The organism is Paraburkholderia phytofirmans OLGA172, assembly GCF_001634365.1.
Lineage (GTDB): Bacteria > Pseudomonadota > Gammaproteobacteria > Burkholderiales > Burkholderiaceae > Paraburkholderia.
In genome coordinates this window covers 1,604,613-1,618,121 of the sequence record NZ_CP014578.1, presented here as the reverse complement: position 1 = coordinate 1,618,121, position 13,509 = coordinate 1,604,613, and the positions used below count along the sequence as shown (strand labels likewise).

The following is a 13,509-nucleotide window of genomic DNA, read 5'->3' as shown; positions in this document are numbered from 1 at the left end:
AAGTAGCCGGAAGGGGGTTGTTAACAATGCGGATTTCGCGTTTACTCTCGGATTTTCAGCATGAAGATCCGAAACGACGCGGGAGCATGGGTGGACGAAGAATTTGAGACTCTGGATTTGGGCGATCCACGGCGAGACCGGCGCGCGAAGGAACTGATCAAACGGTTTGCCAGCCGGCCCACGGCCAGCATTCCGGGCGCGTGCGAAGGCTGGGCCGAGACGATGGCAGCATATCGCTTTCTAGGCAATGAGCGCATCGACTGGCGCGACATGATGCAGCCGCATTGGGATCGCACCACGGCGCGCATGGGAGCGTTGCCGGTGGTGCTGTGCATTGCCGATACGACAGAGCTGAACTTTAACGGTCAGGACATCGAAGGGGCCGGCCCACTCAGTTATGAAGCACAGGTGGGCATGTATCTTCACGCGACTTATGCGGTGACACCGGATCGGGAGCCGCTGGGTGTGATGAATGCCTGGATGTGGGCGCGCGAGTCACGCGATGCAAACGGCAGGCGTGGCGGAGTCAGGGAAAGTGCGCGGTGGATCGAAAGCTATGAGATCGTGGCCGAACAGGCACGGGCCCTGCCAGACGCGCGGCTGGTGTATGTGGCCGATCGTGAAGGCGACATCGCGGCGCTCATGCAGCGTGCGCAGGAATTGGGTGAACCGGCGGACTGGCTGATCCGCTCGCAGCACAACCGTGCCTTGAAGGACGAAGAAAAGCTGTGGGACAAGGTGCACGCGGGTAACGTGCTCGGCCGTATCAGTTTCGTGCTGCCCGGGCGCAGTGGCCAGAAGGCACGTGAAGTGAAGCAGGAACTGCGCAGCCAGCGCATTACGCTGCCCGGTCGCGTCAGCGTCACGCTCACCTGCGTCGAGGCGTATGAGGTGGATGCGCCAGCGGGCGTAAAGCCAGTCATCTGGCGTCTTGTGACCAACCGCGAAGCGGGTGATGCGGATGCGCTCATCGAACTCATCGACTGGTACCGCGCGAGATGGGAAATAGAAATGTTCTTCAATGTCCTGAAGAACGCCTGCCGGGTTGAGGCGCTGCAGCTCTCGCAGATGGAACGGGTAGAGAAGGCACTTGCGCTGTACATGGTCGTATCGTGGCGTATTGCACGGCTCATGCGTGTGGGCAGAACGTGTCCGGAGCTAAACGCGTCGCTATTCTTCGCGGCTGACGAGATACATGGTGCTCACGTGCTCTGCAAGAAGGCGCGTCCGAAAAAACCACCGACACTGAACCAGATGATACGGATGATCGCGTCACTGGGTGGATTCCTCGGGCGCAAGAGCGATGGTGAACCGGGCGCGAAGACGTTGTGGATTGGCATGCAGCGAGTCATGGATGCTGTGAGCACCATCCAGATCTTGCGCGACGGCTACGACACTTCTGTATAACGAGATGCGTTCAGGGCGGCTCGCCCGGACGTTCGCATGCACATTGTGGCTATGGAAACGCCAACACAACTGGAGCGTCTTTCAGATGGGGCGGTTGATGTCGGATTCATTCGACCGCGGGCGCAGTATCCTGAGGGGGTCACCGCTCGGGTCGTTCAGAGGGAACGTTTGCTGATCGCGGTGTCGACAGACAGTCCGCTGGCGCGGGCGAAACTGCTCAAGGCGTCGCAGTTGCGCGGACTACCGTTCATCGAGCCACAATTCAACGAAGCCGCAGGCTTCGCGGAGGAACTTGCTAAACTCGGTCGCATTGGCGGGTTCGACGCGGAGCCTGAATATCGCGTCAATGATTTCATCACTGCTGTCAGCATGGCATCGGCTGGCTACGGCGTTGCACTCGTGCCCCAGTCAGTCAGGGCGTTCGCACAACCCGGGGTAGTCTTCAAAGCGCTGGCTGACTTTAAAGACCAGGTTGAACTCGCGGTGGCCTATAGAGTGCGCGAGCATTCGCCTTGTGTGCGGGCATTTGTTGTTTCTGTCATGTCCTCCGGTGGTCTCGGCCGCGACGCCTCTGCACTCATATCGGTGCCGTAAAATAAGGCAGCGGGCGCTAGTCGGACCCAAAGCCAGCATGGTGCTTGGAGTTTGAGATGGAGGACGAATGCAACCCTCATGGGAGCTGCCCATGGACTTCGACAATCGACGGACTGCACTGGGACGTGAAGGACGGTTTTGGCCGACGACATGACTGACGTGATCCGCGCGCGAAGGCCCGCTGTCTGGGCAGGGCCGACATTCGAGCGTCCGGATGGAAGCGTGAGTCAATCTTATCCGGCCACGTCGGATTGAATCCCTGAGGCTGGACCGGACTTCGGCCGCAAACTCAACCGCCTGCTGAGCGTATACCTGCTCGAGACGGTCGGGCAACGACCCCGCAACTTGATTGTCAATGCCCACCCGGGGAGGCGTTGGCAGGCTCCCTGTGCAACCGATGTCAATGGCCTATGTCTACGTCCTGTAAGAATTTATCGAGGGAAAGCGTGGCACAGGGTCGCCGGGCTTGCACATTTTGCAGATATTGGAAATACCCATCAACGGAGAACGATAGCGCAGATCCCTCACGTCTTCACATGAACGCTCAATTGTTCCTTCCGCCCAGAACACCTCTCCACGCATCAACGATTTCCCGCCACCCGCCGTCGCTGGCGGCAAAGCAAAGTCCTGAAGAACGAGCTCCCTGGTTCAGCCATGGCAAGGCGCAACACAGTGTTTTAAAAAATCTGCAGCATCATGCTTCACCAAGTGCATATAATGTAGCCGCGTATTACCGCGCTTTAAAACTCGGTCGATGTCCGTCAACTGGCCCGTGCCGACTGTGACCATCAACGTCCCGAAGATGACCAGACGTCTACGTGAGAGGACCGCCACGCTCGCGGCGGACCCTTCGTGCGTTATTGACCGCACCTACTCCGTTCTGACGGATATCGACGGCTATATAGCCCTCACCCCGGCCGTGCGACGAGACATCGTCGACTCGATCACGCTATCCGCAAAGCTTTGGTTCCAGTCAATTGTCAACGGCGCACTTCCCTCCCCAGAAGCGATGGAGGCAGTCGACGCATTCGGCAGAAGGCGTATTCACCAAGGCATTCCACTACTGTCGTTAGTCCGTGCGTTTCGCCTTGGCTCTCTTGAAGTCTGGCGCTGTTATCTCGAACTAGGCGAAAGTGATGAGACGTTGCGCGACGAACTGCTGTTCGTCGTCTCGCCCTATCTGCTCGGCTTCTTCGATCTCGTCGCCCAAAGCATTACGCGAGCTTATCTGGACGAGCAATATCAACAGGCTCGCTGGCGCGACACGTTGCGCTACCAGTTGTGCAGCATTGTCTTTGGGTCTTCCGAGGATGCCGATGGCTTCCGCAAAGCCGCTGAAACCCTGGAACTTGACCCTACCGTTCCGCGCATAGCGCTCGCCGTCGACCTGCGGCTCGCCGAGATCGCTCCGTCCAGGCTCGAAGGCGAGCTGGATCATTTCGCACTCTCGATCGCGCGCTATCTGCAGACAAAGCCCCACGACCTGGTGCGCGTCATACATCGTGGACGGGTGGTCATTTGGGTGCCGTGCACGCAAGGCGATTCCGTCGCCGTCAGCGATCGGCTGATGGCGGATCGAACCGCCTCGCTCATGGAGGCGTTGCCACAAATCGGCGCCGTGGGAGTCGGCCTCATGAACCATGGCGCGAAAGGATGGGCGACATCTGTCGACGAAGCGATCAAGGCCCTTGACTTTGGCCTGCGCGCCAATCCCGCGAGCAGGGTTCATATGTACTCGGATATCGCTATCGACGAAAGCGTGTGTAGATCCGACAACGTCCTTCGCTATCTGGTCTCGCTGATCGAGCAACTTTCCCACGAACCCGACCTGTTGTTGACGCTGGAAACTTACTTCGAACAACTCCAGCGACGCAAAACGACGGCCGCCGTCCTCGACATCCATCCGAATACTCTGAACTACCGGCTCGAGCGCATCGAGATGCTTGCTCGGTGCCAGGCTCGACGACCAAGGCTGGGCAGCGAAACTCTACGTCGCGGTGAAACTGCGTCGCGCAAGCTGATAAGTCGGCAAAACGCTTCGGGCGACTCAACAGGGCCCGTATGCATACCACGGCAATATTTGTTCAGGATCCCGCGGCAGGAACTGCTGCCAACACCCAACTGGCTAGTGATAGCGAATCGACCTCCCATCTGCAGCACAAACTATTGGCTGATAGTCAATCCTAGACCTGCACCTCCTAGCCGGTGGTGCGGGTCACCCTCGTGCTCGAAGCGGATGAAGATTATCTTCAACTGGTCGGGAGAAGCACACCTGCAGGCTTATGCCACCACGGTCGGTGAACTTGACTGCCTCGACTACCACCTCCATCAGAGAGCCCCCGCAAAAAATTACCAAATTCGTTGACTGTGCAGCCGGGTTGCTTGGCGCCAAGCTGATAGGCCGACACAATGTTCCCGACTACATTTACGATGAAGTACATAGTCGGATTGTGTTCGAAGACAGCCCGTCATTGCCCGTTCTTTACCCGTAACGCCACTTCTGCTTGCATACACTCGGGCCGGTCCCGCTAGCCTGCACACAGTCCGAGAAGTTCTCCGCCGAGCACGATTGGCCCTCAGCAGTCACACATTGATGCGGGCGCCCGACGTTGCTTGGCGAGCCCCACACATTGAGACCGAATGATCGCGCCGTCTCTCAGATCGCAAGCCCACCTCTTTCGCGAAAAATTGCTGAATCACAGAAAGTGTGCGCTTTATAGGCGACGAACGTTGACGAGCATTCCCCTTGGGGAATAATGCAGATTCCGGCGTGACTTGAAGTGATCAGTAACGCGTCGCTAGTGGAACACGCGGCGGCCTCTAAGAACAAACGACGCGGCCGGATGTGCAGGCGCCATATTATCGCTTAATCGTCTGAGCCAGGGTGATATTCATCGACATTAGGAGATATAGCGGGTAGACAACGCAGAGCGACCGACATGTACCGAGGCGAGTTTAAGGCGAGCGCAGAGCAGACCACGACCAGCAGAGGTGAAAGCTATGGCAGGCGGCACACGAAATTCGTTGGCAACAGAGCCACCCATCTCATCGGATGAAAAGGACCGATCAACTCAAGACGTTCAACCCGGGCAAAATCGCGTAACGCTGGGTTGTCCCGATTCAGCGCGCGAAACCACGGAGCGTCGTTTGCAATTTCACGCCCTAATCCAACTGGGAAGAAATCGCAAGTATTTAACGCATCGGGACATCAACGATCACTTGAATGAAGACCTATTAAGCACAGCGGCGATGCTCAACATCGTCAGTACGTTCGAGGAACTTGGAATTCAGGTGTTTGAACAGGACCCAGATCCCGAAACCCTGATCTTGCTCGGCGTCGGCGCGACGACAACCTCCTCGGACGATGAAGTGGATGAGGATGCCGAAAGTGTCCTCTCAACTGTCGATTCCGAGTTCGGTCGAACTACGGATCCAATGCGGATCTATTTGCGGGAAATGGCGGCGACCGCGCTGCTGACCCGCGAGGGAGAGATTGAGATAGGCAAGCGTATCGAAAACTCCTTGTGTAGTATGGTTGACGCAATTTCAGTGTGCCCCGCAACCATTGCGATCATTCTCGAACTCTCAAGCGCCGTGGCTCGCAACGAACTGGGCATAGACGAGTTGGTGGATGGTCTAGTGCAACACGATTTCTCCGCCACCGAAGAGGCCCGTGCCTACGTCGCAGAAACCGACAACGAAGATCCCGACGCTCAGTTGATGCCGGATGACGAGTCTCGGCTCACCAAACTGAAAGAACGCTGCCTGCCGATCTTCAGGTGCCTCGCTCGACACTTCGACGCCATGGACCTAGCTTATACAACGCAAGGCGTCGATTCCGACGCGTACCGCTGTGCAAGGAACGCCGTGCGCAACGAACTGGGGAGATTGCGGCTAACCGTGAAGACCATTGAACGCCTATGCGCCAACATGAGTTCAATAGTCGCTGAAACGCGGAACTCCGAGCGCAATATATTCCGATTGCTCGTCGACCTGTCCAAGATGCCTCGCAGTGAATTCATCGCTCAGTTTCCGGATAATGCGACCAACCTCGCGTGGGGGGGTAACCTTGCCAACGCGTCACTCCCATACAGCAACGCCGTCGCCAGCGTGCTCCCCGAGCTACAATCTCAACAAAAACAGCTGATTGCAATATGCTCCCGCGTCGCCTCACCCCTGCCTGATCTAAAAGCAGCACATCGCGCAATGACGACGGCCGATCGTCAGATGCAACGGGCAAAGCACGAAATGACCGTGGCTAATCTACGTCTGGTGATATCAATTGCTAAAAAGTACGCAAATCGCGGACTGCCAATTTCAGACATCATTCAAGAGGGCAATATTGGACTTATGAAAGCTGTCGACAAGTTTGAGTATCGTCGCGGTTGGAAATTCTCGACCTACGCCACGTGGTGGATACGCCAAGGAATAACTCGAGCACTCGCAGATCAGGGTCGCACGATTCGCGTGCCAGTTCATATGGTTGACTCAATAGCAAAGCTCCACCGCACTTCCGTAGAGATATTGCACCACACCGGTAGACATGCCGATGCAGCGACATTGGCAGAACATACGGGCATGGCCGAAGACAAGGTACGCAAAATGATTGACACCGTAAAGGAGCCACTCTCGATGGAGACTCCGATTGGCGAAGAAGGCGGGACCATTTTGGGCGACGTACTCGCACAGCCAGAGGGTCACTCTCCAGTCGACATTGTGCAGTATGAGAACATGCGTGCAGTAGTACGAAATGCCCTTGATACCCTTACATATCGCGAAGCAAAAGTCATCCGCCTGCGCTTTGGCATTGACGTGCCTAAAAGCTATTCGCTTGACGAGTTAGGCCAACAGTTCGAGCTTTCTCGAGAACGCATCCGTCAGATTGAACAAAGCGCAATGAAAAAACTCATGGAACCCACCTCAGCAGACGGCCTGAGGGCAACGCTTGATGAACGGTGACGCCAATGGCCAAGGGCGGCAATATTGAAGATGGCCACCGCGCCCCTCAGCTCCCGTGGTGCCGGTCAAGTCACCATCCGCCCTTAGTTTGCTCCATTTTATTCTTCAATCAAGGAGATCATCTTCTCCTGTTTTCGACTGTCATCGGCGCTGTCGGACTCCCGCCTACTTTTCGCTTCAAGCGCAACAACCGAATAGCAAGACAAACTATTATCGCGCACTCTTCAATTGGAAGGCAATCTAGATCGTTAGCAAGGGCGATATTTGGTCGTTAAAACGCCTCAGTAACAAAACCATTAAACTCTACTACTTTCTCTTTAAATGTCACATACCACACGCTACCCTCCACGACGCATCATTGTCGCTGCCCGCGAGCGCCAAAATGTCGATGCATGCTGCGCACAGCATGTCCCTTCTAAGACTGAGCGCCAGAAGGAGCCGAGATGAATCTTTGCGACGCATGCTGTCTAATGGTCAATCATGTGCTGCCTCCAACACTGCAAAGAGACCTGCGACATGTGAAAAATGAGACGCATGGGGAGCAGGGCAAGCCGGCCTCTGAGACAGAGAACTATTTGTGCGACAAATGCAAAGCACACCTCGGTCGTCGGGTGGCATTGCCATCTTCGTTATCCAATTGGGGCATCGATCCCTGTGGTGGATATACAGCTCTTGATCTACACGTCGAATTGATAACGGTGTTCACTGCGGCCCATCTTGCGAGAAACATTCAAACCAAACAGTGGCTTTCAATTGACGATATCGTCAAACTATTCGAAGTTTGGCAACGCACCCAATCAGACGAAATTCATTGGCTTAGCCGCGTTCAACTTGCGTACCTATCCCTTCGTCTTGCGGAAAACCTGCTCCGCGCCGGAAGCGAAGTCGACTAACGGCAGGTACTCACGGAGATGCTCTCAGAATCCGGTGAACTCAATGTCCAATCTACACGCGCGCTGAAACTGCGTCGAATTTGCCGAGAGGCTTTGCAACTGAGCTTGCCCCCCGAAAAACGAATCCCTTGCTGTGCAGGTAAACTCAAGCAAGGAGAAGAAACGATGACAGGCAAGGCAACGCGGGGACTGTACACGCCTGAAGTCAAGCTGGAAGCGTTGCGACTCGTCAAGGCCGGGCAAAGCATCGCGGCAGTGGCAGCCACTCTGGGCGTGGTCGTGCAGACGCTGTACAACTGGGTAAAGTCTGACCAGGACTCGGAACGCACAGGGACAACCTCGCATTAATGCAAAAACGGTCTTATTTGATCATGCATATCCACGGTCTGCTGCTCGACGCTGCCCTCGCCATGCCGAGTCAACGTGCCGGCATGACGGCGAGGCCGCAGTGGAGCGCCGCAATGCGCGCTGGTGCTCCGACGGCTTCGAATTCCGTTTTGTGACGGCTCGCCGTTGCGCGTCATCTTTGCACTGGACTGCCGCGACCGGGAGGCCATAAGCTGGGCGGCGACGGCGGGAGGTTATACTGATGACATGGCGCGTGATGTCCTGCTTCAGGCTCTGGAAAACCGTTTCGCTGGTGCGCTGAAGCGCCGACAACGTAATCGAGTGGCCGTGCTCAGCGACAGCCGTTGCTGCTACATTGCCTATGAGACGCTGACGTTGTCGAAAAAAGCGAGGTCGAAACCCATCGCGACGCCCGTCAGAAGTCCGCCGACCAACGGTATGGCCGAAAGCTTCGTCGAAACAATAAAGAGAGACTACGTCCCGTGGATGCCCAAGCCGGACGCGGGAACGGCATCGCACAACCTGGCCATCGCATTTGACCGCTACAACGCGTTGTATCCGCACAGCGCCCTGAAATACCGCTCACCACGCGAGTTTCGCCGGCTAGCAAATTCACCAGCCTAAGCGTGACCGAGTGTCCGGTTACGCAGGGGCGAATCCACTCCCCGACTACATTCTTCCCACGGCGGGCCATTGACGTACACCGTGCATGGTGGATAAGTGTTGCCAGAGCCGATGCCTATTGAAAATGCACATCATCGAGTACTCTTCAGATTCACTGAACAATCTTCCGCACGAACATGATAGGTAAGCAATGCTCTACAATACCGATATTCGGAAAGCGCTACGATTAACTTATGCCGATGATCCGATCCGATTCATGGCGAGTTCGTCAGGCATCGTCGTCTCCTCGGAGGTCTTCCCGACCCCGCCTTGCCCCCTTAGCTGCACGGGAGCTCTTTTCTTTTCCAGCGGTATCGACTGACTCGGTCTCGCAAGAAAACGCCACCTTCTCCGGAGCACATCCAAAAGCGTTCTTAAGACTTGCTCGCAAAACCTGTCATCCTAAAGCAAGGGACATTCGTACGCCTTGTCCATCAGCAGGTGCAGTGGCCGATTGGGCGGTCCGAGGCTTTGGAACAAGGCTCTGCCCTCGGGACCGCCCCCTGCTTGTCCGGGCGAGAGCGCAAACGTTATGGCTGTTCGAGCATCCGCGGCAACGATATGAATCCTGGTGGTCCATTCGGTTCGGTACTTGCCGTTAGACTGGGGTCCGTTTTTTTAATGCGCCGGTACCATCTGGATGCACCTTTACGATCGTGCTATCCAGCGGAACTGCTTCGATCCTGATACGAAGGATCTGCGTACGCTGCAGTTCGGTAAATACACGATCCAGCACACAGCTTTTGGACCAACGGTTCATCCGCGTATAGATCGTGTGCCACCGACCAAAGCGCTCCGGCAAACCACGCCGCTTGCACCGACTCTCCGAACTCCTATTCAAGATTACCGCCTCCAAACGGGTGCGGCTGCGGAGGGGCAGACCCTGACCCTGACTTCGCGGAGCGTATCGTGTCTCAGACGCTTTACGCCATCGCGGCGGCCCACGACCGAGCCAATTTCTTCCAGCATGTTCAGTGCGGCTTCGTTCGCACCACCGTGCGCCGGGCCCCACAAGCAAGCGATACCGGCCGCGATACATGCGAACGGGTTAGCGCCCGACGAACCCGCCAGACGAACCGTCGAGGTCGAGGCATTCTGTTCGTGGTCTGCGTGCAGGATCAGGATACGGTCGAGCGCGCGCACCAGCACGTCGTTGACCTTGTACTCTTCGCACGGATTGGAGAACATCATGTGCATGAAGTTCGCGCTGTACGAAAGGTTGTTCTGCGGATACACGAACGGCTGGCCGACGCTGTACTTGTAGGCCATCGCGACCAGCGTTGGCAGCTTCGCGACTGGCAGAACGACGGCGTGTGGAAGCGCCTGCATCTCGCGTTACTTGCGCGACTGCGCGGATACGACACGATTGACTGGAGCCGCCTGAGCATCGATGGTGCGAGCGTACCCGGTCCCCGGGGGGCGAGCAGACAGGGCCGAACCCAAACGACCGGGGCAAGCTCGACAGCAAGCGGCATATCGCGGAAGACCGTCAGGGCATCCCGCTGGCGCTCGTGAATACGGGCGCCAATTGGCAGGACTCCAAAGTACTCGATGCGGTGCTTGACGCGATACCACCGGTGCCGGGCATACCCGGACGGCCACGACAGCGCCCGGACAGGGTGCATGCTGACAAGGGGTACGACTACGCGCATTGCCGCGAGTCGTTGAACCGACGCTGCATTACGGCACGTATCGCTCGCTGTGGTATCGAAAGCAGCGAAAAGCTCGGCCGTCATCGCTGGGTTGTCGAACGCAGCCATGCATGGCTTGCCGGCTTCGGCAAACTGCCTATCCGCTCGAACGGGGTCTCGATACTCATTTCGCGTTGCTCACACTTGCTTGCGGCGTTATCTGCTCGCGCTTCGTAGAACAGTTTTGTTAGTGACTCTAAGCTATTACTTCGCGATATGAGAGATCCACCCAAGCAGGCATGCCCGGACTTCATCGAAGTTGATCTCATTGAGCATTTCGTGTCGTCCACCGGGGTAGAAGTCGTAGGTGATTCCGCATACACCCGCTTTGTGATAGCGGTCAATCAGCAGTCGGACCCCTTTGAGTTGCTGGCCTACTGGATCTTCGCTGCCCGAAGACAGATAGATCGGCAAGTCGTCGCGTATTGTGCGCAGGCTGTCCGGATCAGACAGTAGTGGTGCATTCGCCAAAAAAGATGCATGCGCCATCGGCTGAAGTTCCGCAAAGCAAAGTTGGTCGTTGATGAATGCGTCGACAACAGCGCTATCACGGCTCAGCCAATCGAAGGGGGTGCGCGCCGGCTCGAAGGGTGTGTTCAGAATGTTGGTTCCTGCTGGCGCCAGACTCGCCAGACGTGCAAGTCCATCAAGAGCGCCTGACCCAGAAAGGGCGAGTCCGTCAATCTCCCGGCTGTGAGAGATTGCATACTGTTGCGCCGCAAAGGAACCCATACTGTGCCCCAGCAGGATGAATGGCAGATCGGGGTTTTCTTCCTTGGCGATATGACTCAACTGATATGACTTTCCGTGTCAATCGGGATCGGTTTTCATTTTGCATCCATAGGATGCGTGAATTTCCTGAGGGCGACGTAGCAGTAAGTCTCGACGGTGGATCACACTGATATCCGCGGGTTGGTTACCGCATTACAGAGGTCCGTCTCATGAGCCTGCCGCTTTCTTAAGCCGCAAATCGGGTGGGGCCCGTTGCGAAGTTGAGCCGCGGGTTGCTCGGGTACCGGGCTACGCCGCCTTCAGGAAACTCATCCAGATGTTCGTTAGACGTTCAATGTTCGTGCGCTTACGCTGCCTGTGGAGTCCGCGGTATGGCGAGCGACATGGCCAGCCGGTTGATGTCCCATATGAAACCGGCCAGTTCCCGGGCAACCGCGACCACCGCGATGTTCACGCTCTTGCCGCGTGCTGCCAGTTTGCGAAATCGCCGGCACAGTCGAACCTGGGCATCCCAGGCGCGATCAATGATGGGTTTGGGGATGCGTTCGTGCCGGCGCTGGATCTGCGGGCTCACGCGTGCCGGGTACCGGTAGCTCCAGGCAGCCTCGACCAGCAGCTTTCGGGCGTAGCTATTGCCCGTTTTGGTAATGCTGCCCTGACGACGCCGGTCACCCGAGGAGTGTTCTGACGGTGTCACGCCCAGCCAGGCCATCAACTGGCGTGGATGCTCGAAGCGGCTCAGGTCTCCCAGCTCGGCGAGTATGCCCACCGCGGTGGTGAACTGCACGCCGCGCATCGTCTGCAGCGCCAGTACAGCCGGATAGAACCGCCAGTTGACCACGGCTTCGCGCAACGCCGCTTCAAGACGATCACATTGCGCGAGCCGGTCCTCGATGGTGCGTCGATGCTCCTCAAACGCCAGTTGCTGCCACCCGTTTCCAAACGAGTACTGGCTCAGCCAGTGTCGGTGTGCGGGACCCCAATTAGCGCTGCCGGTATAGCGCACGCCGTGCAGGAGCAGGAACGACTTCAGCCGCTGGCGCGCCTGCTTCAGATCGTCTTTGGCCGCGGCCCACGCACGGGCCAGATCCCTGAACGCCTCGTCTTCGACACCCGGCACGTACACGGCCGACAGGTCACCCGCGCGTAGCGCGCGCACCAGTTTGATCGCGTCACGCCGGTCCGTCTTCACCCGCTCTCCAGGCTTCTTCGGAATCAGCGACGGTGCGCACACCATGCAGTCGAACCCCTTCTGGACAAGCTGTCGGTAAAGGCCGTAACCGCATGGACCGGCCTCGTAGACAACGCGCACATGTCGCCCCTTTGACTGCACGCGTTTGCACAGGTGATCGATATCGGCCTTCGTCGTACCGGTCTTGCCCAGTAGTTCCACCTCGCCCATGCCGATCGCGTAGGCGAGCGTGATCGACTCCTTGTGAACATCCAGTCCAACGTACACCGTGCTATCGTGTTCCATGCTGGCCTCCGTGCCGGAAATCGCCGGGTGTGGCGCTGTCCACACCGTGCGGCTCTGGCAGAAATGCTAACCCGCGTTGGGTTTCTCACGGCGGGCCAGCCACTGCCTCACGGAAAGTCATACTGCCTTAATCATGTCATCCACTAGTAAATCAAAGCCGCCGTCACCGAAATTTCCGAAATGCGCGCTGGAGGGCGCAGTGCGGCCGTGTCCGCGGTGATCGTTGCCATAGACCTTCAAGCCTGCTGAAACCAGCGCTTCGATAACGCCAGTATTCCGCCCGATATGCTCACCCATACCGTGGGCAATCTGGACCACTCCGTGCACAGGGCCGCGGCTATCCCACCGGACGCACGCGATGCGCAATCCGTCTGTGGAGGCAAATCGAAACTCAGTGGAAGGAATCGCTGCTCCATAACCGAGGTGGGCTGCCATAGCGCCTCCTGAAACTATCCACACACTCAACACTTTATTGCCCGAAGAAATTCAGAGCTCGACGTCGGACCGGTGACATCTGGCGCGCTGGCCGCAATTCCCAATGCAAAGCTGTTCTGGATCTCTGGCAAACTCGGCAATCGTATAGTACGGCTGGATCCGGGTGCGAACATCGTCCTTGGCAAAATTATCCATGTCATGAAGCAAACAGATTTTCCGGCCTCTCCTTTTCCAAAGCCCGAAATCGAAAGTACTACATTACCGATCCCGAACATTCCTTCAACCCAGGTATGACAACATGCCAGAGTGC

Annotated in this window: 7 protein-coding genes and 6 pseudogenes; 8 read left to right on the top strand and 5 right to left on the bottom strand. The window is 57.1% G+C overall.

Going from position 1 to position 13,509, the window contains the following annotated elements; genetic code table 11:
• The first annotated feature begins 60 nt into the window (after window positions 1-60).
• The 7 genes and pseudogenes from AYM40_RS06945 to AYM40_RS06915 form a co-directional block, all read left to right on the top strand.
• Window positions 61-1,407: an IS4 family transposase gene (locus AYM40_RS06945; RefSeq protein WP_063495219.1), complete on the top strand. Its 1,347-nt coding sequence runs from the start codon at window positions 61-63 to the stop codon at window positions 1,405-1,407.
• Between the two features lie 18 nt (window positions 1,408-1,425).
• Window positions 1,426-2,001 (top strand): annotated as a pseudogene (locus tag AYM40_RS06940) (LysR family substrate-binding domain-containing protein); the annotation flags it as partial.
• A gap of 781 nt (window positions 2,002-2,782) precedes the next feature.
• On the top strand, window positions 2,783-4,366 hold the full coding sequence (locus AYM40_RS06935; protein WP_236720911.1) for a PucR family transcriptional regulator: 1,584 nt from the start codon (window positions 2,783-2,785) through the stop codon (window positions 4,364-4,366).
• A gap of 635 nt (window positions 4,367-5,001) precedes the next feature.
• The gene (gene rpoD / locus AYM40_RS06930) at window positions 5,002-6,960 is read left to right on the top strand and encodes an RNA polymerase sigma factor RpoD (RefSeq protein WP_063497883.1); all 1,959 of its coding nucleotides are present in this window, start codon (window positions 5,002-5,004) and stop codon (window positions 6,958-6,960) included.
• 443 nt (window positions 6,961-7,403) lie between these two features.
• Entirely contained in the window at window positions 7,404-7,853 is a 450-nt protein-coding gene (locus AYM40_RS06925) for a hypothetical protein (protein WP_148662126.1), read from the top strand.
• Between the two features lie 165 nt (window positions 7,854-8,018).
• Window positions 8,019-8,186 (top strand): annotated as a pseudogene (locus AYM40_RS40030) (transposase); the annotation flags it as partial.
• 20 nt (window positions 8,187-8,206) lie between these two features.
• A pseudogene (locus AYM40_RS06915) lies at window positions 8,207-8,825 on the top strand (integrase core domain-containing protein); the annotation flags it as partial.
• A 456-nt stretch (window positions 8,826-9,281) separates the two neighbouring features.
• Here AYM40_RS06915 and AYM40_RS41840 read toward each other — a convergent pair.
• Both AYM40_RS41840 and AYM40_RS06910 read right to left on the bottom strand, forming a co-directional pair.
• Window positions 9,282-9,693, bottom strand: a pseudogene (locus AYM40_RS41840) (IS5/IS1182 family transposase); the annotation flags it as partial.
• Between the two features lie 83 nt (window positions 9,694-9,776).
• Window positions 9,777-10,160, bottom strand: a pseudogene (locus AYM40_RS06910) (citrate/2-methylcitrate synthase); the annotation flags it as partial.
• Here AYM40_RS06910 and AYM40_RS38125 point away from each other — a divergent pair.
• A pseudogene (locus tag AYM40_RS38125) lies at window positions 10,149-10,746 on the top strand (IS5 family transposase); the annotation flags it as partial. The pseudogenes AYM40_RS06910 and AYM40_RS38125 overlap by 12 nt on opposite strands.
• Before the next feature lie 13 nt (window positions 10,747-10,759).
• Here the strand turns inward: AYM40_RS38125 and AYM40_RS06905 are convergent.
• From AYM40_RS06905 to AYM40_RS06895, 3 genes are all read right to left on the bottom strand, one after another.
• Window positions 10,760-11,347 (bottom strand): alpha/beta fold hydrolase, encoded by a 588-nt coding sequence (locus tag AYM40_RS06905; protein WP_063495571.1) that lies wholly within the window; start codon window positions 11,345-11,347, stop codon window positions 10,760-10,762.
• 286 nt (window positions 11,348-11,633) lie between these two features.
• Window positions 11,634-12,764 (bottom strand): IS110 family transposase, encoded by a 1,131-nt coding sequence (locus AYM40_RS06900; protein ID WP_063495570.1) that lies wholly within the window; start codon window positions 12,762-12,764, stop codon window positions 11,634-11,636.
• A 117-nt stretch (window positions 12,765-12,881) separates the two neighbouring features.
• Complete coding sequence (locus AYM40_RS06895) at window positions 12,882-13,199, bottom strand: alpha/beta hydrolase (RefSeq protein WP_063495569.1); 318 nt, start codon at window positions 13,197-13,199, stop codon at window positions 12,882-12,884.
• Between the last annotated feature and the right edge of the window lie 310 nt (window positions 13,200-13,509).